The organism is Nostoc sp. 'Peltigera membranacea cyanobiont' 210A (genome assembly GCF_002246015.1).
In the GTDB taxonomy this organism is placed as follows: domain Bacteria; phylum Cyanobacteriota; class Cyanobacteriia; order Cyanobacteriales; family Nostocaceae; genus Nostoc.
Genome location: NZ_NOLJ01000002.1, coordinates 614,842 through 637,651 on the forward strand (window position 1 = coordinate 614,842; position 22,810 = coordinate 637,651).

The 22,810-nt window shown below is 41.3% G+C and carries 29 protein-coding genes and 1 pseudogene; 12 read left to right on the forward strand and 18 right to left on the reverse strand.

The features are described 5' to 3' along the window. Positions 1–36 precede the first annotated feature (36 nt). On the reverse strand, positions 37–711 hold the full coding sequence (locus CDG76_RS07530; protein ID WP_094348421.1) for a VOC family protein: 675 nt from the start codon (positions 709–711) through the stop codon (positions 37–39). Positions 712–1,422: 711 nt separating this feature from the next. Between CDG76_RS07530 and CDG76_RS07535 the strand changes: the two genes are divergently transcribed. After that, positions 1,423–1,884: a hypothetical protein gene (locus CDG76_RS07535; protein ID WP_094348422.1), complete on the forward strand. Its 462-nt coding sequence runs from the start codon at positions 1,423–1,425 to the stop codon at positions 1,882–1,884. A gap of 217 nt (positions 1,885–2,101) precedes the next feature. Here CDG76_RS07535 and CDG76_RS07540 read toward each other — a convergent pair. The 7 genes and pseudogenes from CDG76_RS07540 to CDG76_RS07565 all read right to left on the reverse strand — a co-directional run bounded on the left by CDG76_RS07540 (position 2,102) and on the right by CDG76_RS07565 (position 6,536). Continuing rightward, a pseudogene (locus CDG76_RS07540) lies at positions 2,102–3,412 on the reverse strand (MFS transporter). Then, positions 3,378–3,851, reverse strand: a complete 474-nt coding sequence (locus CDG76_RS07545) for a MarR family winged helix-turn-helix transcriptional regulator (RefSeq protein ID WP_012410989.1) — start codon at positions 3,849–3,851, stop codon at positions 3,378–3,380. Before CDG76_RS07545 ends, CDG76_RS07540 begins: the two are co-directional and overlap by 35 nt. A gap of 19 nt (positions 3,852–3,870) precedes the next feature. Continuing rightward, positions 3,871–4,725: an ABC transporter permease gene (locus tag CDG76_RS07550; protein ID WP_094348423.1), complete on the reverse strand. Its 855-nt coding sequence runs from the start codon at positions 4,723–4,725 to the stop codon at positions 3,871–3,873. Continuing rightward, positions 4,682–5,533 (reverse strand): ABC transporter ATP-binding protein, encoded by an 852-nt coding sequence (locus CDG76_RS07555; protein ID WP_094348424.1) that lies wholly within the window; start codon positions 5,531–5,533, stop codon positions 4,682–4,684. The genes CDG76_RS07550 and CDG76_RS07555 overlap by 44 nt, the downstream gene beginning before the upstream one ends. Before the next feature lie 246 nt (positions 5,534–5,779). Beyond that, a complete protein-coding gene (locus CDG76_RS38200) occupies positions 5,780–5,959 on the reverse strand; it encodes a DUF3368 domain-containing protein (protein WP_223265168.1) in 180 nt (59 codons plus the stop codon). Positions 5,960–6,009: 50 nt separating this feature from the next. Next, positions 6,010–6,294, reverse strand: a complete 285-nt coding sequence (locus tag CDG76_RS38205; RefSeq protein ID WP_223265169.1) for a hypothetical protein — start codon at positions 6,292–6,294, stop codon at positions 6,010–6,012. Further along, complete coding sequence (locus tag CDG76_RS07565; RefSeq protein WP_094348425.1) at positions 6,291–6,536, reverse strand: UPF0175 family protein; 246 nt, start codon at positions 6,534–6,536, stop codon at positions 6,291–6,293. The genes CDG76_RS38205 and CDG76_RS07565 overlap by 4 nt, the downstream gene beginning before the upstream one ends. Positions 6,537–6,709: 173 nt before the next feature. Here CDG76_RS07565 and CDG76_RS07570 point away from each other — a divergent pair, with 173 nt between their 5' ends. The 7 genes from CDG76_RS07570 to CDG76_RS07600 all read left to right on the forward strand — a co-directional run bounded on the left by CDG76_RS07570 (position 6,710) and on the right by CDG76_RS07600 (position 9,011). Beyond that, positions 6,710–7,186, forward strand: coding sequence for a hypothetical protein (locus CDG76_RS07570; protein ID WP_094348426.1), 477 nt, complete (start codon positions 6,710–6,712; stop codon positions 7,184–7,186). A gap of 3 nt (positions 7,187–7,189) precedes the next feature. Beyond that, positions 7,190–7,438 carry a DUF4926 domain-containing protein gene (locus CDG76_RS07575; protein ID WP_094348427.1) on the forward strand — a complete coding sequence of 83 codons (249 nt, stop codon included), beginning with the start codon at positions 7,190–7,192 and terminating at the stop codon, positions 7,436–7,438. A gap of 105 nt (positions 7,439–7,543) precedes the next feature. Continuing rightward, the gene (locus tag CDG76_RS07580) at positions 7,544–7,798 is read left to right on the forward strand and encodes a hypothetical protein (RefSeq protein ID WP_094348428.1); all 255 of its coding nucleotides are present in this window, start codon (positions 7,544–7,546) and stop codon (positions 7,796–7,798) included. Further along, positions 7,795–7,962 carry a hypothetical protein gene (locus tag CDG76_RS07585; protein ID WP_223265170.1) on the forward strand — a complete coding sequence of 56 codons (168 nt, stop codon included), beginning with the start codon at positions 7,795–7,797 and terminating at the stop codon, positions 7,960–7,962. The genes CDG76_RS07580 and CDG76_RS07585 overlap by 4 nt, the downstream gene beginning before the upstream one ends. Before the next feature lie 113 nt (positions 7,963–8,075). Next, the gene (locus CDG76_RS07590; protein ID WP_223265171.1) at positions 8,076–8,282 is read left to right on the forward strand and encodes a type II toxin-antitoxin system RelE/ParE family toxin; all 207 of its coding nucleotides are present in this window, start codon (positions 8,076–8,078) and stop codon (positions 8,280–8,282) included. Between the two features lie 151 nt (positions 8,283–8,433). Beyond that, entirely contained in the window at positions 8,434–8,694 is a 261-nt protein-coding gene (locus CDG76_RS07595) for an AbrB/MazE/SpoVT family DNA-binding domain-containing protein (protein ID WP_094348430.1), read from the forward strand. Further along, positions 8,688–9,011, forward strand: a complete 324-nt coding sequence (locus CDG76_RS07600) for a type II toxin-antitoxin system PemK/MazF family toxin (protein WP_223265172.1) — start codon at positions 8,688–8,690, stop codon at positions 9,009–9,011. The genes CDG76_RS07595 and CDG76_RS07600 overlap by 7 nt, the downstream gene beginning before the upstream one ends. Positions 9,012–9,076: 65 nt before the next feature. Here the strand turns inward: CDG76_RS07600 and CDG76_RS07605 are convergent, their stop codons facing one another. Beyond that, the gene (locus tag CDG76_RS07605) at positions 9,077–9,766 is read right to left on the reverse strand and encodes an SAM-dependent methyltransferase (protein WP_094348432.1); all 690 of its coding nucleotides are present in this window, start codon (positions 9,764–9,766) and stop codon (positions 9,077–9,079) included. Between the two features lie 96 nt (positions 9,767–9,862). After that, complete coding sequence (locus CDG76_RS07610) at positions 9,863–10,357, reverse strand: protein-tyrosine phosphatase family protein (protein ID WP_094348433.1); 495 nt, start codon at positions 10,355–10,357, stop codon at positions 9,863–9,865. A gap of 567 nt (positions 10,358–10,924) precedes the next feature. On the opposite strand from CDG76_RS07610, the gene CDG76_RS07615 reads away from it, so the two are divergent. Genes CDG76_RS07615 through CDG76_RS07625 form a run of 3 tightly spaced genes read left to right on the forward strand, consistent with a single transcriptional unit; the run spans position 10,925 to position 12,021 of the window. Further along, on the forward strand, positions 10,925–11,134 hold the full coding sequence (locus tag CDG76_RS07615) for a DUF2997 domain-containing protein (RefSeq protein ID WP_094328129.1): 210 nt from the start codon (positions 10,925–10,927) through the stop codon (positions 11,132–11,134). A gap of 39 nt (positions 11,135–11,173) precedes the next feature. Then, positions 11,174–11,560 (forward strand): DUF1257 domain-containing protein, encoded by a 387-nt coding sequence (locus tag CDG76_RS07620; RefSeq protein WP_012406942.1) that lies wholly within the window; start codon positions 11,174–11,176, stop codon positions 11,558–11,560. After that, on the forward strand, positions 11,560–12,021 hold the full coding sequence (locus CDG76_RS07625) for a ferredoxin (RefSeq protein ID WP_094348434.1): 462 nt from the start codon (positions 11,560–11,562) through the stop codon (positions 12,019–12,021). Before CDG76_RS07620 ends, CDG76_RS07625 begins: the two co-directional genes overlap by 1 nt. Positions 12,022–12,140: 119 nt before the next feature. Here the strand turns inward: CDG76_RS07625 and CDG76_RS07630 are convergent, their stop codons facing one another. From CDG76_RS07630 to CDG76_RS07640, 3 genes are all read right to left on the reverse strand, one after another. Next, the gene (locus CDG76_RS07630; RefSeq protein ID WP_094348435.1) at positions 12,141–12,425 is read right to left on the reverse strand and encodes a YiaA/YiaB family inner membrane protein; all 285 of its coding nucleotides are present in this window, start codon (positions 12,423–12,425) and stop codon (positions 12,141–12,143) included. Between the two features lie 274 nt (positions 12,426–12,699). Further along, on the reverse strand, positions 12,700–14,340 hold the full coding sequence (locus CDG76_RS07635) for a DUF4335 domain-containing protein (protein WP_094348757.1): 1,641 nt from the start codon (positions 14,338–14,340) through the stop codon (positions 12,700–12,702). 249 nt (positions 14,341–14,589) lie between these two features. Continuing rightward, positions 14,590–15,195 carry a DUF3038 domain-containing protein gene (locus CDG76_RS07640; protein WP_094348436.1) on the reverse strand — a complete coding sequence of 202 codons (606 nt, stop codon included), beginning with the start codon at positions 15,193–15,195 and terminating at the stop codon, positions 14,590–14,592. A gap of 741 nt (positions 15,196–15,936) precedes the next feature. Here CDG76_RS07640 and CDG76_RS07645 point away from each other — a divergent pair. Further along, a complete protein-coding gene (locus CDG76_RS07645) occupies positions 15,937–16,914 on the forward strand; it encodes a molybdate ABC transporter substrate-binding protein (protein WP_094348437.1) in 978 nt (325 codons plus the stop codon). Between the two features lie 19 nt (positions 16,915–16,933). Here the strand turns inward: CDG76_RS07645 and CDG76_RS07650 are convergent, their stop codons facing one another. The 5 genes from CDG76_RS07650 to CDG76_RS07670 form a co-directional block, all read right to left on the reverse strand. Continuing rightward, on the reverse strand, positions 16,934–17,584 hold the full coding sequence (locus CDG76_RS07650) for a Uma2 family endonuclease (protein ID WP_094348438.1): 651 nt from the start codon (positions 17,582–17,584) through the stop codon (positions 16,934–16,936). A 177-nt stretch (positions 17,585–17,761) separates the two neighbouring features. After that, the gene (locus CDG76_RS07655; RefSeq protein WP_094348439.1) at positions 17,762–20,221 is read right to left on the reverse strand and encodes an endonuclease MutS2; all 2,460 of its coding nucleotides are present in this window, start codon (positions 20,219–20,221) and stop codon (positions 17,762–17,764) included. A gap of 196 nt (positions 20,222–20,417) precedes the next feature. After that, positions 20,418–20,714 (reverse strand): DUF2288 domain-containing protein, encoded by a 297-nt coding sequence (locus CDG76_RS07660; protein ID WP_094348440.1) that lies wholly within the window; start codon positions 20,712–20,714, stop codon positions 20,418–20,420. A 98-nt stretch (positions 20,715–20,812) separates the two neighbouring features. Continuing rightward, on the reverse strand, positions 20,813–21,850 hold the full coding sequence (locus CDG76_RS07665; protein ID WP_094348441.1) for an AI-2E family transporter: 1,038 nt from the start codon (positions 21,848–21,850) through the stop codon (positions 20,813–20,815). Between the two features lie 243 nt (positions 21,851–22,093). Beyond that, entirely contained in the window at positions 22,094–22,732 is a 639-nt protein-coding gene (locus tag CDG76_RS07670; RefSeq protein WP_094348442.1) for a lysophospholipid acyltransferase family protein, read from the reverse strand. Between the last annotated feature and the right edge of the window lie 78 nt (positions 22,733–22,810).

Consider the following 22,810-nt stretch of genomic DNA (forward strand, 5'->3'; position numbering starts at 1 on the left):
AGCGTCATTACGAATTACGAATTACGAATTATAAATTTAGGCTGCCAATTCTGAAAGGCGTAAACCAGCGATATTCTCACAGGAAAAAGTCTCTTTACCTGTCCATTGGCGGCAGATTAGCTCTATAATTTGACCTGCCCAGTTGCGGAAAAACCATTGGCACAAGGAACCATCCTCTTGAGGAGTCATAGACAGAGGAAGAAAGCCCTTATTTTGCCATACTTGTGCTGCTGCATAGATATCATCAACAAGAATGGCAACGTGATGGACAGTGTTAAAACCTTGCTTCTGGCATAAGCTAGCTATCTGTTCATCTGGCGCGTTCGGTGCAAGCAGCACCAAAATCATGCCTGACGGCATTAAGGCTGAGAGAAAGTACATACTAGCATCTTCGGGCAATAAGTTTTGCTCAGGACAAAAATCATCAGGCCATTTTCCTGGGCCTTCGGTGATTTTGGCATCATAGTTGATCAGAGTTTTAGCATAGTCTGTAAGAGTTTCTGAATCAGGAAACAACAGTACATAGTGATCTACGATAACTCGTTCATCAAATAGATGTATGCAAAAGGATGAGCTTAAAAATTCTGGAGTCTTGTACCCATCTTTATAGAAGAGTAATCCATCACTTTCCACAAAAGGCGACTCCTTATTAATTGAAGTCTCGGCTAAGTTAAAACCGTTTCTAGGCTCTGCTGGAAGGTTATTGTTCATAATATTCACCTAGAAAAACAATCTATAGTATTTATCCGAAATTGAGACTAAGAAACAGGGCTTATATTTACCATTATACTAAGATTGCTTTGAGCCAATCTAAACCATCTACGATGCGCTTGTGGTAACTACTAATACCAATTCTCAAACTTGCACCAAATAATTCTTAACTTATTTCTTCTTTTTTTTCTCTATGAGAGGCATCTCTTAGCTTGCTTCTGTGCAAGAGTAAGCGTCATTTTCTACGTTCGCGTAGCGTGTCACATACAGGTGCTGCACTTAGCAGGTAACGAGCAGCTTTGTTACCTTGCAACTCCAAGTAGTTTTTTAGGTGTATGAGCAATCTATTCCTTGAAATTTTCAAAGATAACATTGTAGTCTTTTTATTCATAATGCCCATTTGTCAAGTCCGATTTATACAAATTTCAATGAACTTACCCTGCAAATTTCAATAGAAAAAGTATCTAAAGATTTGACACAAGCATCTAAAGATTTTTCATTGTAAAAACTAAGTTAACTTTTGTATATTTTTTATAAAACTAGCGTTAATTACAGTTTTTTTGGTCAGTAAGTTTCATAAAGGCACTCTGTAATTCAGTCCGAAAAGCTCAAGATTAACAACTAAAAAAAGTTACGAAGGAAGCTTAATTGTGCCTTCCTGACATTTCTTGATTACGCAAAATTTATGTCCTAATAGGAGAATAAACTCTAATGGCATCTGATTCAAATTCTGTTTTTGGTAATACCGTTAATAGTGGTGGTCAGGCTAGCAACCTCAGCGATCCTTTCGCACCTGAAGGCGCTTTTGGCATCCCAACGGCTGACAGCTTCGATTTTGATAAGTATGGAATTCCTAAAGAAGGCAGTTTCGATCCCGCTAAGTATGGCATCCCAACGGCTGAAAGCTTTGATCCTACTAAGTATGGAATTCCCAAAGAAGGCAGTTTTGATCCTGCTAAGTATGGCATCCCAACGGCTGAAAGCTTTGATCCTGCTAAGTATGGTATTCCAAAAGAAGGCAGCTTTAGTTTAGGTAGCTCTGGCATTCCAACGGCTGATAGCTTCGATCCTTCTAACTTTGGTATTCCAACTGAAGGCAACTTCAACCCTTCTAACTTTGGTATTCTAACCGGAGGCAGTATACCAAATATTGGCAGTAGCCCAACTGCTTAGTGTGGCAATTGGTAAATTTAAGTTAGACATAATCCTAAAACTCTGGGTTTGTCTACCTCTTAATTAAGCGATATGCAACTTCCACTAAACAAAAATCCCATCCTAGCAAGAGATAACAATTATAATTTTGTAGCTTTTGCATAGCATGGGGTTTTTATTATCTATGGAAGACTTAGTAGTGGATATAACTCCATCATCTAATACTTCCATTTTAAATTTATTTATATTCCTGCAAAGCCCCTAACTTGCGAATTCCCGGCCAAATCATAGCCGTAGCAATCACTACTACAATTGTGCCAATTCCACCACCCACAACGGAAATCACTGGGCCAAATAAAGCAGCAGTCAAGCCGGACTCAAAGCCCCCTAATTCATTGGAGGCACTAATAAACACGCTATTAATAGCAGCAACCCGACCACGTAAATGATCCGGTGTTCTGATTTGAACTAATGTATGGCGAATCACAACGCTAATACTATCTAGTGCGCCACCAAGGATCAGCATCAACATAGATAGCCAAAAGGAACGAGAAAGTCCAAAGATAATTGTTACAACCCCAAAGCCAACCACTGACCACAATAAGGCTGGGCCTGCTTTACGTAACGGTGGTAAATACGCCAGAGTAATCGCCATAGTCAAAGCACCAATGGAATGGGCTGCTTGTAAATATCCCAACTCCACTGGCCCGACATGTAAAATATCTTTGGCAAAGATGGGTAGCAACGCGATGCCTACGGCGGGCTACGCCTACGCACCACCCAACAATACAGCAAACATATCCAATGTAATCGCTGCTAAAATCAACTGATTCTGCCAAACAAATTTAGCACCAGCTGCTAGTGCTTTAAATGAAATTGGTTCAGTTGTGCGGATGGCTTTTTGCTCTTTAATCGCCAACGTTAAAATAAAACACAGCAACGCTGCGATCGCTGCTAATACATAAACTCCTGTAGCACTTCCCAACAGCGCAATCCCAAATCCTCCGAAGGCTGGGCCAATGACTGCGGCTAACTGAAAGCTACTACTATTCCAGGTGGCTGCATTGGTAAAAGCACTGACAGGTATCAACTGCCACATCAAAGCATCACTGGCAGGTTTGAGGAATGCCCTAGCAACACCTGTTAATACCAAACAGGCGTAAATTAGAAAAATTGCACCTTGAGTATAGGAAAGCACTGCTAAAGCCAGCGAGCAGAGGGCTAGCAGTATCACCGACAGTAACATGGTGAGTTTGCGTAGGCGCAGCCCGCCGTAGGCATCGCGGCGATCGGCAACATCTCCAGCAATTAAGGTGAGAATAATCATCGGTAGGACTTGTGCCAGTCCTACACCACCTAAAGCGATCGCTGAGTTAGTCCGCTCATAGAGTTCCCAGCCAATCGCTACAGTTTGCATTTGCGACCCCACGAACAGCACCAGCCGTCCAATGGTAAATAGCCGATAGTCTCGAAACTTAAAGGCTGCAAAGGGATCGTGTTGTGCAACCTCAAAGTTATGGGGCTTTGAGTTCTGTTTTCTCGAAGACATTTTTTAGTAGAGTTAAGCCTTCTTCAATGTTGGAAATTTGGTCTTCTGAAAGACCTTTGAGCAAGTCAGTAATATGAGCGCGAGTTTGATCTTGGGATTGCTTGAGATGGTGTTTTCCATCTTCAGTTAAATTGAGCAACACCCGCCGCCGCTCTTGAGGATGAGCAATCCGTTTCACGAAGTCGCGTTGTACCAAGCGTTCTATAGTTGCTGATGCCGTGGCAGAGGTGACACCTAAATGCTCTGCTAAGTCAGATAATGAAGCACCAGGATTGCGATTGATAAATGCTAGCGATCGCAATTGAGGTATAGATAAAAAAGCGGCACTATGGGCACGCATATCCGCTCGGATAAACCGCATCACTAATGGAACTGTCTCCATTACTCTAGCGGCACATTCTTCGGAAGTTGCACCTTGATTAGGTTTATCCAAGGTCATGGGCTTGTTGTTCTCCTAGTTACATGGCCACCCGTGGATAAAGTTTTCCACCAATGATGGCCAAAATGATTAATGTGAATAAGAGAATTGTACAATCCAGACCAAAGCCATAGATGCTAGTGCCGTTTAACAGCATGGTGCTGCGTAAGCCGTCAACCAGATAAGTCAACGGATTTAAATGGGAAATGAACTTTAACCAACTGGGCATCAAAGAAATTGGATAGATGGCATTGCTCGCAAAAAATAACGGCATGGTTAACAATTGTCCAATACCCGTCATCCTTTCTCGGCTTTTCACCAAACAGCCAATAATTAATGAGAAAATACAAAATGTTCCCGCCCCCAGTATGACTAGCAGCAGTACTTGGAGAATAGCTAGAGGATGAAGATTTAGTTTGACACCTAATAAAAATGCTAATCCGTAAATGAATATTACCTGAGATAAACACCTCACCCCACATGCTAGGGCTTTGCCCAACACCATCGCTACACGGGGTGTAGGACTAGCTAGAAATTTATGTACAATCCCTAAATCTCGCTCCCAGATAAGCGTCATCCCACCACTGAAAATTGCCACAAACAAAATACTTTGAGCCAAAATTCCAGCAGAAATGAAGTCCAAATAAGGTAAGTTTCCTGTAGGAATGGCGCGAGTGCGGGCGAAAACTTGTCCAAAGATTAAAAGCCATAATGCTGGTTGCACAGCTCGAACTATTAAATCAGTGGGATCGTGGCGGAGTTTACGTATTTCTAATTCTGCGATCGCCAGGGTTTTCGTAACTAGCTCTTTAATTGCAGAGATCAAATTTACTCGGACAGTGGGCGGTGATTTAACCCAACCGTTGAGCAGTACGTCTGGTTCTTGCTGTGTCACGGTAGTTGACTCCTGATGTTAACTGGTCGCCTGTATAGTGAATAAAGACATCATCCAAAGTTGCATTTGGGTTATCTAAAGAAGCTTTTAAGTCGCTTGGTGTACCTGTGGTAACGACTTCACCTTGTTGCATAATCGCCACTCGGTTACATAAGCTATCCGCTTCTTCTAAAAAGTGGGTTGTTAAAAATATAGTTGTGCCGTAATCAGCACAGAGTTGTAATACAAGCTGCCATACTTGAGTTCGAGCGATGGGATCTAGTCCGACAGTCGGCTCATCAAGAAACAGAATTTGGGGTTGATGTAGAACTGATATGCCGATTTCCAGCTTGCGGATCATCCCACCAGAGTAGTTTCGTACCAAGCGTTTCGCCGCATCTTGCAAACCCATGTATTCTAGAATTTCATAGATGCGGCGATCGCGTCCTTTGGCAGGTATTCCATACAGCTTGGCGAAGATTAAGAGATTTTCGTAACCCGTGAGACTACCATCAGCAGAGAGCGCTTGGGGTACATAGCCAATAGCCCGTCTCACAGGATTAGATTCACGAGCCACATCATAGCCAGCTAAGGTTGCTTTCCCTGCACTGATAGGCAGTAAGGTTGTCAACATCTTAAGAACTGTACTTTTCCCTGCGCCATTGGGGCCAAGCAGTCCAAAGACTTCGCCTTGTTCCACAGATATGCTCAGGTTATTAACTGCGGTTAACTTCCCAAAACGGCGTGTGAGTCCCTGAGTTTCCAAAATCAACGGTTTTGGTTCTTCTTGAGGTTGCGATCGATTTATTTTTCCCGTCAGTATTGTCACAAGTTTGATGCACTTCTATTAATTAGCAAAACTAACTATTAGCTTCTCAATAGATTTACCAGAAGTCAATAGACTTCTGGCATAAATTTGAATCAGAGTTAAAGGAAACTCAGTAGAGTGGCGGCGAGGTTATTGATGGGCGAAGTATGACTGACAAATTAACCGCAAACACTTGCTAAGATGGTTAATAGGTGAAAAAATTTTCAGAATGCCTACTGCTGCTCAGTTAGAAAGTCTATGCCGCATTTAATTTTCATCAACAAGCTGCAAAACCCTCTTGTATAAAGGTTCCGCCACCCAAAATCCTGCTTGGTTAATCAGAGCATCTAACAAAGGTTTCACAGCAGATATCAGCCTTTGGCTTTTAGCTTCAACCAAAATCCCTAAAATCCCTGTGTAACCAAGATTTAGCCTAGCTGCAATCATGCGACCACGACGTTCATCAATTAAAACTTGATCTGCTTTCGTTTCTAGCGCTAGAGCGTAGACACGAAGTGGCTTGTCGTAGACATCGCTTCAGCTTCACCAATATCCAGTTCATTGCTGAGTGCTTCAACCAATGTTCGATCTTGAACTGGACGAGTTTGAATCCAGATAAAAGTTTGGATTTCAATTGCACCTGCAACTGGAAAGTTGGGATCAGTTAGTTGTCGGTAGACAGCTTCAGGAATTAGGACTGTTCCATAAAGCTGTTGTAGTAAATGAAGATGGTTAATGGCCGCGAGGTTATTAATGGGTGAAGTATCACTGACAACGATCACAGTCTACCCATCGCCCGCAAGTTTTCTATATCTTGTTCAAAATCTTCCACACCATAATGCACTGAAATTTGACGACTTGCGAGTAGATGCTGAAATGCTATACGGTTTATCCCTGCAAATCGGCTGGCTTGAGCAAGGGTTAACTTTTCTTTTTGAAAGAGCATCACTGCAATTTCCTGCTTCATTTCGCCTTCAGTCATCCGAGTTGCGGTTAATATTTCATTAGGAATGACGACGCTCATAATTATAATCCTCTCTATCACTACTATTCTAAGCAGCTTGGCATCGCCAAGTGATAATCAGGTAAATAAACCGAACCATATCCTTTTTATAAATCTTGCTCATGTCATAATGTAAGGCTTTGTTCTGGTTTGGGAACCCTAAGAATAATACTTGAGTACTGAATACGCTTTATATGGCAATAAAGGATGTTCTTGCAGATTTCGAGGGAGATGATTTCGTCACTCCCAGAATTATTCGCGCTACTCGCAGTTTTAATGGTCAAGGTATTTCACTTTATTACTATATTTATGGTAAAGATTCTGATGGGCTTGTTGCTGGTCTAAAACTAGACTTCTTTAGAGACGTTCGCTTCACTAACTTTAAGAAACCTCATTCAACAGAAAAATATAAACCTTATTTTGATCAATTTATTGCTGGATGGTATTGTAGCCACGATGACGTGTTGGAATGTTTTGCATCATCGAATTCAGTAGTAAAAGTCCAATTAGACAAGATGGCTAGACATTGGAAAACTCCTGTGGAGCGATTTACCAATACCTTGTTACTTGCATATATGTTGTTGTTGGATGCTGAGGATGATGGCTGGCTTGATGGATCTGATTGGGACGGCGGAGATTTCGGGGGTTCCTTACCTTCACCAAAGCGATGAAGTATGAATAAAATTAGAATTGAGTTGTTGGATGTAGTAGCACTGACAGTTGATTTACCTGAATACAACCTGTACCGTGATCAAGTTGGCACAGTAGTAGAATTATTACCTGGTGGTGCTGCATTTGAAGTTGAATTTAGCGATCGCAACGGTTGCACTTATGAATCTGTCGGTTTACGCCCAGAGCAAATTATGGTGTTACATTTTGAGCCAGCATCCCCTGATTCAGTACGATCAATGGTGACAGCATAAGTAGTTGTGTCCAGAGCGATGCCTACAACTGGCTACGCCTACGCAGTTTTATCAGATATTCTGAAATAAGATCATATCTATAAACCTTCCACAAAATATCCGATTATGGCGATCGTTGTTTCCCTTAGTCCAGAATTAGAAGCACGACTGCGCGAGAAAGCTACACAGCAGGGACAAGATGTTAGTTTCGTTGCAGCCCAATTGCTAGAGGCTGTCCTAGAGTGGGAGGTGCAAGACTCAGAAGCAGCTATTAAGGGTATTCAGCAAGGATTAGAAGACTTTGAAGCGGGTAGATTCCGTTCATTTGATGATTTTGCTGACGAGCAACGTCGCAAGTATAATCTGCCAGCCGATTTATGAAATACCGCATTGAAATCTCTAGTGTAGCTGAAGCAGAAGCAGACAGCGCATTTTTGCAGTTATCTCAAGTTACTTCTCCAGAAAGGGCAAGTCAGTGGTATGCAGGATTACTACAAGTCATATCATGTCCGACTAAATACTTGTCATTACGAACGCAGCGATAGCGGAGTGAAGTAATCGCAATGACTCTGTGATTGCTTCGTTTCACTCCGTTCCAATCGCAATAACATATCATAAGTGATTAAGCGGACATGATATCATTGAGTCTTTATCGCAAATGCCAAGCCGATGTTCTCTAGCTAGAGAAAATGATTATTTTAGCCAAGAAATTCGTCAGATACTTTACGGTCGAGGGCGCAACTTATACCGAATAATTTTCACAATTTTGGCAGGACAAGAAATATCAACAGTGCGTGTTCTTCATATCCGTCACGCTGCACAGCAGACCCTTGGTGAAGCACCGGATGACTCTCAGACGACCTAAAGACTAGTAAGCGCACGGGGGGGTACGCTGGAGCATATTAAACATATACCAGCAAAGCGATCGCATTAAAAATTATTTAAAAATTGAGCGCTTCTTGACAAAAGCCTGATTAGTAATCACAATGTAATTACAATTAAGGACAAGTATCCTCATGGGAACAGCAATTAGAACCCGTATTGTTAAAATCGGGAATTCTCAAGGTATCCGCATTCCTAAACTTCTGCTGGAACAAAGTGGTATTGGTGAAGAGGTGGAAATTGAAATTCAAGATTGTCACCTAATTGTTCGTGCTGCCTCTAAATCGCGTAAGGGGTGGGATGAAGCATTTGCAACAATGGCGAAGCAACACGACGATGCACTGCTCGATGATGCCGTAACTACAGAGTGGGAGCATGTAGAGTGGGAGTGGTAGTCAATCGATTTGATGTGTTTTTGGTTAACCTCGACCCAACGATTGGCAGTGAGATTCAGAAGACAAGACCTTGTGTAGTAATTTCACCAGATGAGATGAATAAATATATTGCCACGGTTATTGTTGCTCCGATGACAACTAAAGGACAGTCTTATCCGACTCGTGTTGCTTGTCAGTTTCAGGGCAAGGATGGGCAAATCGTTCTAGATCAAATTCGTACAGTTGACAAAACTCGATTAGTCAAAAAGCTAGGTCAGATTGACTCTAATGAACAAAAAGCAGTTTTAGATACCTTAGCTGAAATGTTTGCCGAATAATCGTATATACTCGATGGTTATGAGATTCGACCGTAATGGTTATACCAATTCTCTATGAATACGAATTATATAAAATCTCTGGTTATCTTCAACATTTTATTCCCACCAGGCTGTAGTTCGTATTCAACCATTTCAATATCTACCTTATAACCAATGGAAGTGTAATATCTGACAATTTCATCTAAATGTTGTGAATGTTTCCACATTAAAGTTATGAGGGGGAATATTCGGACTTCTTTAGCAATACGCAACATCTCACCTACAGAATCTAGGTGAAAATCGTAATCGAGATGGTCTGAATATAAAAACAGTAAATGTGAACAAAGCGCTAGGTCAAATTCTTGATTATTAAATGCCAATTTTGGCAATTCACCGATTGTGTATCTGTTGCTTTTTTTGCCAGCTTTATAATCAGACAGAAATTCTTGAATAACTTTCACCCTATTATGTCGCAAATCATCCGGGGATTTATGATAGCTCCATACCCAATCATTTGATGTAGCCTTGACTTGATTAATAATATCATCTACTACTTCATTAAATCTTTGCAATATTTCATCACTGGAGAATTGGTACAGTGGATCAACAGAAACTACACTTTTACCCTGACGTGTCATTTCTGCATTAAAGCTTGCCGGGCCATCCCCAATCCCAATAATTTTTTTATTTAAATCTGCATTTGTTAAATTGAATATTTTTATATATTCATCCATTGATCTCCCAAAAGGAACTACTTTATCTAGAACCATTGCCATATAATTTTCCTCGCAAAGGACTGATTAAACAAGATAATAGTAAACTCAAAATGTTTTATCCACTGCTAGACGGCAATCATTCAGAAGCACGTTAAGTTATTTTACAACTGTCAAGGGATTTCTACCTCTAAATACAGCAGCGATCGCAGCTTCATAAGGATTTCTACCTGTTCTTTTGACAGCATTTATTGCAGCATGATTTGATAATCCTCGGACACTAACTAGCCATGCCGCTAACACATGTCCAGTACGTCCAATTCCACCAGAACAATGTACAACGACTTTCTCATTTTGTTTATCGGCTTCTATTAAGAAGGGAAGTATTTTCTGTGTGAGGGTTTCTAAATCAGATAAATGGAAATCTGCAATTGGTGCCCAACAAACTAGCTGATTCCCAAATTCCTGTTTGTATGTGTTTAGAAGATCGGAGTAAAAAGCTAGCTGTTGTTCATCAAGAAGACAGCAAACACGCTTGATATTTTGGCGCTTCATGAATTCTATCCAATCCTGAACATTCTTGTCAGTGTATCCAGATCGCGCAGCACCAAAGACTATTTGCTCTTTCTCCCAAGCTGGGGCAAACTTGTACATATTTAACTGTCTAGAGTCGAAGTTGGTAAATCTGACCAATGGCAAAAAATAGCTATGGCTGCGCCAACACTTTCAGCGATCGCAGTTTAAAAATCTCTCTACAACCGATGCTAGCTAAAGTAACTATATCAAAGACCTAATACGATACCTACGTATACCCCATTATCTTGCTTTAGACTGATACTGCAATGCATCCAACCTACCTGGAAAATAATAAGGTAGATTGAATGGTAAGAATAAAGTTTTTCAATAAATTTTATATTTTTGTGAATTATCTTGCTGGCTATACTACCTCTAATGCTTATTCTTAGGACTTTTGCAGCTTACTTAGCTAGCTCCAGTTGTTACCTTGACTAATCAATGAGCTTAAGAGAAACTAACTAAATATTGATGTATGTGCTTATAATATTAATAAGTTTTGTAAAGATTCTGAGATATATATGTTGAAACATGGAACATTAGTTAACAAATGGCGAGTTTGTATCTAAAAATGTTCCTACGGCTATATTTTTAGCCTTCTGCTAAGGCAGTACAATTTAAGCGTACTTATCCTGGTTGACCAAAAGAATGGAGACATTAGAGTTCATAATCTATCCAGACGGTCGGGTACAAGAGAAAGTCACTGGCATTGTGGGTAATTCTTGCGCTGAAGTTACAGCAGCAATAGAGGCACAGCTGGGGCAAGTACTTAATCATGAGCCAACCTCAGAATATTTCGCCGCGAAGGTGCAGCAATCTAATGTGGCGAATACACACACCACTTACAGCGATTGGTAAGTTTTCACAGTAGTTTAGTGTTATTAATTCACAACCACCATGTCACACTTTAGCCAAATTAAGACTCAAATCCGTAACCTTGATTCTTTGAAAGATGCTTTGACTGAATTGGGCGTAGACTGGAAACCCGGCCCACGCGAAGTCCGTGGCTATCGCGGTCAAACCCATCCTGCGGAAGTTAGTATTGAGCAGGAAAATGGCTATGACATCGGTTTTAGATGGAATGGCAAAGAATATGAACTGGTGGCTGACTTGCAATATTGGCAGCAAGATTTGTCTGTAGATGGATTTTTGCGCCAAGTAACACAGCGCTATGCTTATCAAACAGTTGTGAAAGAAACCGCTCGTGTTGGTTTTCAAGTTTCTGAACAACAAAAAAATGAAGATGGTTCAATTCGCCTGGTAGTACAGCGCTGGAGTGCGTAATGGCTGATTTTCTGCCGTCGCCGGAAGAACAAGAAGATAACCGTTCCGGTTTGGAACCAGAACTAGGGGGTTTTTTACGGGATGCCCCAGAACGTTCTGGTTTAGAACCGGAATTGGGTGGTATATTGCGCCAAAATGGTGTTTATGTTGACGAAATCACCTGTATTGGTTGCAAGCATTGCGCCCATGTTGCCCGTAACACCTTTTATATTGAACCAGATTACGGGCGATCGCGCGTGGTTCGGCAAGATGGGGACGCTGAGGAAATTATCCAAGAAGCAATTGACACTTGTCCAGTTGATTGCATTCATTGGGTTGATTACACTGAACTGAGAAAGTTAGAAGACGAGCGCAAATATCAGGTAATTCCTATAGTGGGTTATCCTGTAGAACAAGCAGTTGCTGCTAGCGAACGTCGGCGTAAAAAGCAAAAATTAAAAACCAAAAAATCCCGTTATTAAGATAAAAACGTTAAATCAATATAATAAAGGACTGGTATATCCAGTCCTTTTGTTTTTCGTTATGTAGTTAATTTCTGATGCAAGGATAATTTTGAATTCCCTGTAAGGACTAACTCCCTTCATTTGAAATTTAGAGGATCGTGTTGTGAAAGTAATTTTTCTACTTTTGCCTCGTCTAACCTCGCAGTTAATCTTCTTGTTTCGTGCAAGTCTCTAGTAGTTTTTGCCAAAGTAAAAGTTGAGCCAACAGAGAAAGCCATACCCATACCCATAAAGCCTTTCACCCAGCCATTTACAGGTAAGTTTACAATACCGAAGGTGGTCATAGAAATAGAAATCACAAAAGCTGCCCAAGTTTGAATAACCCAAGCTGCACTGTCTTTTTGGGTACCAATTGTTTGCATATTTCTACCTTTGATATGAGTTATTAATACCAATTCTTAATTAAGAATTAAGAAGCGTAAGATTTAATCTGGGTTTCCAGACTTGTATCTATAGTTAGTTTTGGAGAATTGGTGTTAACAGTAATTATATTTATTGGTAAGTTTACTGGTATCAATAGTAAGACCAGTTTCATAACTGGACTTCAACAGGTAAGCTCAAGAGCAATTGTAATAAGTAGAAACTGGCACAAGATTTGTACCAGTTTTACAAGTGGCATTAAAAGGATGAGTTTAGTTATTGATCTGGAAAAGTCTGTACCTTGCCATCAGGACTGAGAACAACTCGAATTCTGACATTTTGTCCATTTTTATTAGCGGAAACAAAAGGTTTGCCAACTTCAGGCATCCCAGCGTTATCAACGAATTCTCTTGCTGCCTTATTAAGGGGAAAAATTCGTTCAATTGTGCCGTCAACACCAACTATCAAACTGTACTCTAATGTTTGCCCCAGTCCAGTAGGTGGTTGCCAACGCTTTGTTAGATATTCTCTAGCTTCTGCTACTTGAGTTGTGTCAAATAATGTGCCAGTAGCTACTTCTCTGGATGTGGGGTTTTTACCTGCGTCCCCTAATTGATCGATAAATGGATTATTAGCAGCGGTTCTAGAGGAGGGAAGTTGTGAAGTAGGTTTCTCTCCAGCAGAAGATTGCTGTAAGGAACTGATTCTTTCTTCTAGTTGTTGTGAGGTTAGTGGAGAGGGTTGGGTTGGGGTATTGACACGATTATTATTGGGTATGGTGTCAAGAGATGGAGGGAGGACTGGTGAGATATTAGTTGGTAAGCTATTGCCGTTAGAAGATAGTCTGGGTGGCAAATTCCGCAGTTGAGGGATAGCACCGGGTTGGGAATTTGACCCGGTTGGATTCTGTCCCAGATTTGGTAATATGGCAATTTCCTGACCTGGGATTTTGCTGGATGGTGCGTTAGTGTTTGCGGAGCGACTCGTAGAGAAGCTCGCCGGAGGCATCGCTCGATTACTAGGAAGGGTTGCAGTCGTCCCTTGAGGTATTGTCAATGTATTTGGTAGTGCTGGAGAGAAACTAGAACTAGGCGCTGTTAGAGGTGCTTGGGGTAAAGTGGATGTGGAAAGTGGAGGGGTGGAACCTAGCAAATTATTTGATGGCGGGGTTAGCCCAGGTTCAGGCGTGGGAAAGTTTAGTGAAGATGAAGGTTCAAGAGCAGTTTTTACCGCTGTTGAATCTGATGTTTTGGCTGTCTGCTGTTGCTTTTCTCGAATGTTGTTAGCATATTGCCAAGTAACTGGTAAAAAACCTATACCTAATACTAATACTGCGGCAATAGGCGCCCAAGCAGGAAATCTCAGAGTCGAACCTGTGCTGTTGAGAGTTGGAAGTGCCATGACATCAGTTGAGTATTCATCTAAAGCACTTGCTAAATCGAATAGTTGCAGCAAACTCAGTTGAATTACGGGGCCAGATGAATAGTTGGCAAGAGAACCAAGAAATAGATTGTGAGTTAAATAGCTGCTTGGTTCTAAGTGGATATTTGCCCCTGGAATCTGGGTACTAAAGGCATTTAATGTTTTTGTTGAAGACTTTAATTCCGGCTCATCCAGTGCTGTGCTTGATTCTTGGGTACTGGAGAAACTGACCCAAAAGCTTTCTGGAGACTGTTGGAGAAATTGCTGTACATAGTTGGTGACAGCATCACATAAAGCTTCGAGTTGCTCGCGATCGCCCCGAATTGGAACTCTTTGTTCTTCTGGTAGTCGGGGATCGTCAAAACGTAGCTCAAAACTGAGATGTTTGAGGACAGTTTTCCCCATCCAACGAGACAGAGGTGAGCTTTGTGCGAATACTTCTAGCGTGCAAGTTGGTGGTGTGTAGCAACGAATAACTGAATTTGATAGAGGCATGACAGGAACTGCGAAGAAGACTATATTGGGATTTTGCAAAAATTGAGCCAGTTGCTTGCAAAGAAAAGTTGGAACGGTGGATTCCTCCACTTAGCAATTTGTCAGGTTCCTTCTGTTATGCAAACTGGCGTGCAAGGAGGAAGCATTGCTGATAGTGCATCGCTCAAGAGCTAATGACCATCAAAAAGGTTTCCTGACCTAGCAAACTTTCATGAGCAAATTTTGGTTGAAAAATTTCAAATCTAAAATTTAAAATTTTGTTGAACGGTCTATAAGTGCTAGCCAGAGACGGCGATGCCCACCAGGAGCGCTGTAAAAAAGTAAATCTACAAGCAGTTTTAGGGCCAGGTTGGTTAGTAAATCCGTTGAGATTTGCTCGTCCTCTTCCATTCGCTCTTGGTAGGTGTTGCAAAAAGCATCAATATAGTCTCCAAGTAAAGCAGCCTGGTGAGGTTCCCGGTTATTTTCTGCCATTTGTTCTAACAGACCGACAGCACGGCGAATCAATTCCTGGTGCTGTTTGGCTAGATAGCAGATGATCAAAACAAGCGATCGCGCTTCTTCGACATCTAGCTTTTTTCGCCCTCCTTGACCTTTGCGTAGAGGATTTGATTGGCGCAATCGCCATAAAGCTACGCGGTCTGGCACTCTTGACTCTAAATTCAGATCGGTTGCCGCCGAAAGCATTGCCTCTGAACCAATCCCAGTTAAGGTTTCTAGCGCCAACAGCACCAAGTCTAATTGGGTTTTGATATTGTCCCATTGAACTGTGTTTGGGGCTGAAAGCTTGATTAAATCCTCCCACTGGGAATTTGGAGTGGCTGAGTTGGCGGCCGAGTGCATAACTTTTAGCATAGGTGATCGAGCTGATAGGTGATGTTGCTGTTACCCATTTTGAAACCAGACTCTTAAGAATCAAGCTTGGTTTCCCATAGCTATGAGCCAGAGGCTTCAGCTAGCTTTTTTATGTGGTAAACAGTAGGTATCTTTGTCTTACTCTAGATGAAAATTTATTCTCGACAAAGTAAAAAATTATCAATTCTAATTAAGGTTTATCCGACTTTCGCTGTTAGCTCCGTATCAGAGTATAAATAAACTATTGTTTTAAATGCTAACCGCTAACGAGCGCTAAGTAATTATGTAGAATACCTCCTAATTTGTTTGCGGTTTTAAATTTTTAAATTTCTTGATATTTATTACTTGGTCTTAATGTATACATAATTACTCTACAAAGATTTTACCTGTTTGCTAAAGGCACTTTTTGCTGCTGGACATTATCCCAACTTAGTTTTACTTGTGTGCAGCCTGTTATTTCAGTATAGGCTGGGCAACATCAGGACGATTGACGCCTCCATGAATAAAACTGATGACAAACTTAAAAATTTGATAAAGTCAGCGTTTGAAGATGTTGAGCGATTGATTTATTCCAACTTAGTTGGTAGTATAACTCTAACCACAAACCACGCACATATCAGAACTCATTTATAAAGTTAATGGGAAGAGGTAATAGTTTAGATATTTACCAAAACCCATGCTTCAGTATGGGTTACAGATCATTCACTTAGTAGAAATTAGCAACGCAATAATATAACAACTATGAAAAAGCATTTTTTTACCTTTTCACTGATAGCTTGTGCTGTCAGTGTGACTTTGCCAACTCAGGCATTTGCAGTTAAGCTATACGGTGCAGGAAGTTTGCGCGATAGTCTCACAGAAGTAGCTGAATCTTTTAACGAAAAGTATGGAATTCCAGTAGAAACGCGATTTGGCCCGTCTGGTTTAACACGAGAATTTATAGAACAAGAATTCTCTGAAACTGGAAAATCCGCAGATGTTTTTGCCAGTGCAGATATTAATAACCCTCAAACATTGTTTGAAGAAGGTTTAAGTGAACCTGTAGCGAACTTCACTAGCAACCGCATGACTGCTATTGTCAGATCGGGACTTGGTATCACATCAGATAATTTGCTGGACTTTTTGCTAAAACCCGAAATCAAATTAGGAACTTCAACGCCCATAGCAGATCCATCTGGTGACTATGCATGGGAAATATTTGATAAAGCCAATCAGATTAAATCTAGTAATTCTCAAATTCTGAAGGATAAAGCATTACAGTTAGTAGGTGGTAATCCTAATGCTCCTATAGTTCCTAATGGCAAAAATAATTTAGTCTACTTTTTAGAAGAAACAAAACAGGCAGATATATTTTTAGCTTATTACACCAGTGGCAAGACTGCCCAAGCAACAGAAGGTGGTGAGAATTTGCAAATAGTAGAGTTACCCGACTATTTAGCAACGAAAGCTAATTATGGACTAACTACACTAAAAAATGCCGATCCTGATGGTGAAAAGTTGGCTGAATATATCCTGTCACAAAAAGGGCAAGAAATTTTGGCAAAGTATGGATTTAGCGCACCTTCTACTTCTGTTCCCGAACATCAAGGTACGGGTGGAATTTTGCTGGCGGTAGGGGTAGCTTTTATCTTGAATAAAAAACAAGTATTGCTCAAAAAGCAATTAATTAAAATTGTTAACGGAGATGCAGAACAAGGGCGTCACAACCTTTTTAAGTAGCCATTTATGACAATTTCAACTAAATCGGGCTACTAATTTTCTGTCTTATCCACGCACGAAATGCTTTCATTGTCGCATTTCTGCCATTGCTTTTACTCTGCATCAAATATTCGGGAATCGCTTGGAAAATTGGGATATTGGGAAAAATAGAACTGGTATTTGATTCTATATATTTACCATCGAACAGCACATTGATTTCCAACTTGCTTCCATTCCATCGCCACAGTTCCGGTACTCTCAAAGCTTGATAATTATTAAAACGAATTCGGGAGGTAATATCAATTTCAATAGCCAAATCTGGAGGCGGGTCGGTTTCTAAATTGATTCTATCTTTGCCCCTAATTATAGCCTCATTTTGGATATAGAAACAATCATCGGGTTCTACCCCAGCATCCATATTTTCCTTATCAAAAGTCGTAGAACCCAAACTCCAAAATTCCAGATCGAGTTCTTCTAATAATACTTTTACCAAGTCGCCAATAATAACTTTAGCTACTTCATGCTCTGGTAATGGAGCCATTATTTCCAACACCCCTTGACTGTAACCTATGCGAGAAATGCGATTGTCTCCCAATTCCGCTAAAATGCGTTTGTATGCCGACCAGGAGACATCTTTAATCAACAACTGATGACCGGCTCTAACAATTAGTTGATTGAGTTCAAGTAACATCGCAAATTTCCTTCTCTTGATTAATGGCAATACGCTTGTGTTAGTGATATTTTGCTCCCGAAGATTCCCCTAACACAATAGGGTTTACTTATGCTTCATCCTAACTTTGGGTGATGAAATATAGCAGTTCTCGTTTGAATGCAATTGAGAACCGCTATAGTTACATTTATTGCTACTTTATTTCATATGAACAACGGTAACACCACTGCCGCCATCTGCTTGTTCAGCTGGTTCATAGTTGTTCACTCTGGAATGCTGTTGCAAAAAGGCGTGAACTCCTTGTCGCAGCTTACCAGTACCATAGCCGTGAATAATCCAGATTGGGCCTGTAGCTTCCGAGATAGCTTTATCTAAAATGTATTCGGCATCAGCCACCCGTTTACCACGCAAATCAATGGTGTTTTGGGAAGTCCGAATTTCTGGGACATTTTGCGGTGGCGGGGTTACTACTGCTGGGGCTGGTTTGGGTTTGACAACTGGTTCGGCTTTTTGACCATCTAGAGATTCTATATCCTCTAACTTCACAGTCATCTTCATTAGCCCAAAGCGAACGCTTAACTCGCCATCTTGATCGGGGGCGGCGATCACTTCTGCTATCTGTCCCAATTTGGGAACGCGGATGCGATCGCCTACTTTGGGCATAAACCCGACTTTTGGTTTTGCTGGCGTTGCTGGCTGATATTGCTGGCCAATTTGATTTAAAGCATTGGTTGCTTGCTGCGCTTCTTGGGCTGTGGGCGTACCTTTCTGCAAACGGCGGATAACTTGGGCAATTTCACCTTTTGCCTGAGCGATCGCTTGTTGCACTGCTATTTCCTGTGAAGCCCGCAAACTGCTTTCCCGCTCCTCTAAACTTGCGGCTTTTGCCGATACTTCTTTATATAAACGTTCTGCTTGCTGCAACAAACTTTGGGCTTCCGCAGCTTTGGTTTCTTGGCGGCGGCGTTGCGCTTCTAAGCCAGCAATCACCTGGTTAACCTCATCTGTGGCTTCTCCCACTTGGGTTTTCGCCTGTTGTACCACTTCTGGTTTTAATCCCAAGCGCAAGGCAATGGTTAAGGCATTAGAACGTCCGGGGATGCCCCACAGCAGACGATAAGTAGGCGACAGAGTACTTTCGTCAAATTCTACAGAGGCATTTTCAAACCGATCGTCTTGGTATTTCAGGGCTTTCAGTTCCCCGAAGTGAGTGGTGGCAATAGTTAGCTGGGAATGATTGGCGAGATATTGCAACAAAGCGATCGCTAAGGCGCTACCTTCTACTGGATCGGTTCCTGCGCCGACTTCATCAAGTAAGACTAGGGATTGGGGATTGGGGATTAGGGATTGGGGATTAGGAATTTCCTTTTCCCCAGTCCCCAGTTCCAAGTCCCCAGTACCCAGTCCCAAGTCCCCATTCCCCAATGCTTCCAAAATCCGACTAATTCGGCGGATGTGTCCAGAAAATGTGGATAAACTCTGCTGTAAGGATTGTTCATCGCCAATATCTGCCAGTACTTTATCAAACCAAGGTATTTCTACTGGTTCGCGGGCGGGGACAAATAAACCCACTTTGGCCATTAATGCTGCTAACCCCAAGGTTTTTAAGGTTACAGTTTTACCGCCAGTATTAGGCCCGGTAATTGTCACTACCCGAATTTGCGGACTGATCAGCAAATTTACAGGAACTACTGGTTGACCTTGTTCGTGCTGTTGCTGCCACACTAACAAAGGATGTCGTAAGTTCCGCAAGGTAATCATTTCCCTATCTTCCCGCTGGATAAATCGTGGGGGGTTGGCTCCTAGCCAGAAACTATATCGCGATCTAGCGGTTGCCAAATCCAAAGTGGTAGCGATCGCTAACAATCTCTCTAAATCTGGTTTGACTGCGGCTACTTGTTCTGTCAAAACACGGCGAATCGTTTCTTCTTCAGCTTGCTCTCTTCTGATAATCTGCCGCAGTTGGTTGCCTAGAGGTACTACTGAATTCGGTTCCACATACAGGGTGGCACCGCTGGTAGAGGTATCGTGAACTATACCAGGGATGGCATCTTTTTGGGGTGCTTTTACAGGGATAACAAAGCGATCGCTCCGTTGCGTAATCAGCTGTTCTTGAACTGCGCCAGATTTTGCCTGTAAGATATTTTGCAGCTTTTGAGTAATTTGGCTGCGTAATCGCCGCAAATCTGTACGAATTTCTCCCAGTTTTTGACTCGCGCGGTCAGTTACCTGGGCCCGTTCATCAATACAGCGGTGAATTTCTTGTTCTAGTTCTGGATAAGTCCGCAAATCGGCAACTAACTCAGTCAATATCGGCAAATCTTCTTGATTGTCGATGACACGGCGCAAATTTCTGGCACCAGAGAGGGTAGTAGCGATCGCTAACAGTTCGTCTCCTGCCAAAACTCCACTGCGTTCTGCCCGTTCTAAGGAATCGCCAATATCTTGAATTCCTTCAAATGATAGTCCCGTAGTCAGGCGAGTTTCCAGTTGGTAGATTTCTTTGGTTTGCTCTAACAACAGTTCGCTTTGGGTCTGAGAATCAGGTATTTTCAGATGACGCGCAGCTGTCGCCCCCAGCTTAGTTGCGGCAAAGGTGGCAAGGTGCTGGCACAGGCGAGGCCATTCTAATAATTCTAAGGTTTCAGATTGGATCAAGGTTTCAACATCTAATCTGAAATTATGGTAACAATTCTAGCTGCTAGATGGATAAATCTTAAAGGAGAAAATTTTGCTTTAATCAAATCAGCCAGCTAGTCCGTGGCAATAGCCAAGTAATAACTGGCACATTCAACTATCTTTTCTGAGAAAATAACTCAACACTAACTGCCATCGGAAACAACACAGAAACGAATTAGGCAGCAACTATTTCTTGGGCTAGAACGTAAGGTTGAACGATGAGAGTATTAAATCGCTTACTGCGCTCAAGATTCCATTCTCCTACCTGTACTGTTGTGGGTTTGGTAATCAATTGTTTATCAATCCACTGTTCCACTGATGGAATGTTATCACTGGCGATCGCTACTCCAACATCCACCAAGTCTAGCTCAAGCGCCACCAAAATTACTGCATCTCGTTGTACATGAGGAATTAACCATTCCCACTCTGCCTCATCCAAAATTTCTGTTAATTCCGCTCTTAAATCCGACATTACTTCCCAATGTTCATTTGTAAATGGCTATTTTTACATTATTCACTAGTTCCGAGTTCCTGACAAATGACAAATGACGAATGACAAATGACCAATAACTAAACTTCAGATTTCATTTCATCGATTTCAAATAAAGACACAATTACTCCAGCGATGGGAATAGATATAAAAACACCTAATAATCCTGCTACTCTAGCCCCTACTAGTAAAGCAAAAAACACCACTACAGGATTAAGATTTAGCGCGCCTTGCATAATTCTGGGAGCAATCAAGTTGTCTTGTATCTGCTGGAGAACAATACAAGCTATTAATACTTTTACTGCTAACCAAACACCTTGAGACAACACAAATAGAGTCACTGTGCTTACTCCTAATGTCGCCCCTATGCCAGGAATTATATCAACAATTCCGACTATTATTGACAATATCAAAGCAAAAGGCACTTTTAATATTACAAAAACTAGGAACGTCGAAATTGTTAAAAACCCACTTAATAGCAACTGACCTCTAAAAAATCCTAAAAAAGACTTTCTGATGATATTTGTAAATCTATTACGGCGATGTTTTGGTACTATTTTTAAAATAAAATTCCACAGTTTATCTCCATCTAATAGCATGAAAAAAGCTACAACTGCAATCAATATAAAAGTTACAAAGTTCGTCATAAAACCTTGTAAAATAGCTAAACTAGTAACAAGACTTGATACAGCTTGATTCCGCAATTGTTCTTCAATAAAACTTAAATCTATCTGTAAATTCCGGTTACGCAAAAATCCTTCTAGTCCCTCTAATAAAGGTACTAAAGAATTTAAAAATGCAGTGATACTATTAATTAATTGTTGTCCTTGAGATAAAACCGTTAAGCTCACAGTAATTATCAGACCGCCTATAATCACAATACTGAGCAAGAAAACGACACCAACAGCTATACCGTGGGGTAAAAAACGCCGTAGCCCTTGTACAGGATAACTCAGTAAAAAAGCTAAAATTGCCGCAAATGTAAAAATAACAATGACCGATTCAAAATAAGCTAAAAGTTGTACAATTGCCCAGCCAGAAGCAACTAAAAGTAAAAATCGAACTAATGCCAGATTATTTAATCGCTCCCAAAAATTCTTGGCTTCAAAGCCGCTCATAATAATTCATAATTCATAATTCGTAATGACGCTCGATGACTCGCTAACGCTGCGCTAACGTAATTCGTAATTAAGCCATAAAAACGCTAGTTGTTTAGCGTGATAAAGTTAGCCACCCTGTAAGATTGAGATTTATTTTTTGGAAGTCCTTTACTTTATTGCTAGAGGAATAGAGTTTAAGATTAGAGTAATCTAATAGCGATCGCTACCTCCCTAAAGCATATATCTGTAGTTTCTCTAGATTCATCGTCCTAAATCATGCATTTCGTTTATTACTCTGGCACACTTTTGTGTCAACGCTTCCAATTCCTCTTTATTACTGGAACTAGGAGCATCAATCAAGTTACCAATTCTGACGGTAATGGGAACTGCGTGAGGTAGTGACGAGCCTTTTTGTAAAATCTTCTCAGTACCCCAAACACTTACTGGTAATATTGGGGCTTTTGCTTTCGCCGCTAGCAGCAGTGCGCCTCTTTTGGGGTCTGTAATTCGACCATCTGGAGTGCGAGTACCTTGCAAGAAAACACCGACAGCCCAACCTTTATTGAGATATTCTAGGGCGGAACGGATGGCATTGCGATCGGCATTTCCGCGGCTGACTGGGTAAGCGCCATACAATTTAATCGCTTGCGCCAAAACGGGGATATTAAATAACTCTTCCTTAGCCATATACGCTACTGGACGACGTACACAATTAGAGACAATCGGCGGGTCAAAGTAACTAGCGTGATTACTCACTACTAATAACGGCCCTGATTTGGGGACATTTTCCGCACCATGAATCTGGCCCCGAAAGTAAGCGTGAAGCATGGGGCTGACGACTGACCATTTAAAGGCGTGGTAAAGTGCCAGACTGATCAACGGTTCGCGGTTTTTGTCCACAGAAGATAATGCAAATCAAACTGAATTTAGCATACGCGATCGCAACAACCAGATCAAACGCAAAAAAGCTATAGATAT

Coding starts and splice junctions, on each gene's coding strand:
- CDG76_RS07545 (WP_012410989.1), bottom strand. CDS start 3,851: ATGACCTTGGATAAACCTAATCAAGGTGCAACTTCCGAAGAATGTGCC.
- CDG76_RS07605 (WP_094348432.1), bottom strand. CDS start 9,766: ATGGCAATGGTTCTAGATAAAGTAGTTCCTTTTGGGAGATCAATGGAT.
- CDG76_RS07610 (WP_094348433.1), bottom strand. CDS start 10,357: ATGTACAAGTTTGCCCCAGCTTGGGAGAAAGAGCAAATAGTCTTTGGT.
- CDG76_RS07565 (WP_094348425.1), bottom strand. CDS start 6,536: ATGAGCGTCGTCATTCCTAATGAAATATTAACCGCAACTCGGATGACT.
- CDG76_RS07625 (WP_094348434.1), top strand. CDS start 11,560: ATGGCTGATTTTCTGCCGTCGCCGGAAGAACAAGAAGATAACCGTTCC.
- CDG76_RS07665 (WP_094348441.1), bottom strand. CDS start 21,850: ATGAGCGGCTTTGAAGCCAAGAATTTTTGGGAGCGATTAAATAATCTG.
- CDG76_RS07615 (WP_094328129.1), top strand. CDS start 10,925: ATGGAGACATTAGAGTTCATAATCTATCCAGACGGTCGGGTACAAGAG.
- CDG76_RS07585 (WP_223265170.1), top strand. CDS start 7,795: ATGAAATACCGCATTGAAATCTCTAGTGTAGCTGAAGCAGAAGCAGAC.
- CDG76_RS07595 (WP_094348430.1), top strand. CDS start 8,434: ATGGGAACAGCAATTAGAACCCGTATTGTTAAAATCGGGAATTCTCAA.
- CDG76_RS38200 (WP_223265168.1), bottom strand. CDS start 5,959: ATGATTGCAGCTAGGCTAAATCTTGGTTACACAGGGATTTTAGGGATT.
- CDG76_RS07635 (WP_094348757.1), bottom strand. CDS start 14,340: ATGCCTCTATCAAATTCAGTTATTCGTTGCTACACACCACCAACTTGC.
- CDG76_RS07530 (WP_094348421.1), bottom strand. CDS start 711: ATGAACAATAACCTTCCAGCAGAGCCTAGAAACGGTTTTAACTTAGCC.
- CDG76_RS07620 (WP_012406942.1), top strand. CDS start 11,174: ATGTCACACTTTAGCCAAATTAAGACTCAAATCCGTAACCTTGATTCT.
- CDG76_RS07535 (WP_094348422.1), top strand. CDS start 1,423: ATGGCATCTGATTCAAATTCTGTTTTTGGTAATACCGTTAATAGTGGT.
- CDG76_RS07660 (WP_094348440.1), bottom strand. CDS start 20,714: ATGTCGGATTTAAGAGCGGAATTAACAGAAATTTTGGATGAGGCAGAG.
- CDG76_RS07650 (WP_094348438.1), bottom strand. CDS start 17,584: ATGTTACTTGAACTCAATCAACTAATTGTTAGAGCCGGTCATCAGTTG.
- CDG76_RS07640 (WP_094348436.1), bottom strand. CDS start 15,195: ATGCTAAAAGTTATGCACTCGGCCGCCAACTCAGCCACTCCAAATTCC.
- CDG76_RS07645 (WP_094348437.1), top strand. CDS start 15,937: ATGAAAAAGCATTTTTTTACCTTTTCACTGATAGCTTGTGCTGTCAGT.
- CDG76_RS07580 (WP_094348428.1), top strand. CDS start 7,544: ATGGCGATCGTTGTTTCCCTTAGTCCAGAATTAGAAGCACGACTGCGC.
- CDG76_RS07570 (WP_094348426.1), top strand. CDS start 6,710: ATGGCAATAAAGGATGTTCTTGCAGATTTCGAGGGAGATGATTTCGTC.
- CDG76_RS07630 (WP_094348435.1), bottom strand. CDS start 12,425: ATGCAAACAATTGGTACCCAAAAAGACAGTGCAGCTTGGGTTATTCAA.
- CDG76_RS07575 (WP_094348427.1), top strand. CDS start 7,190: ATGAATAAAATTAGAATTGAGTTGTTGGATGTAGTAGCACTGACAGTT.
- CDG76_RS07590 (WP_223265171.1), top strand. CDS start 8,076: ATGCCAAGCCGATGTTCTCTAGCTAGAGAAAATGATTATTTTAGCCAA.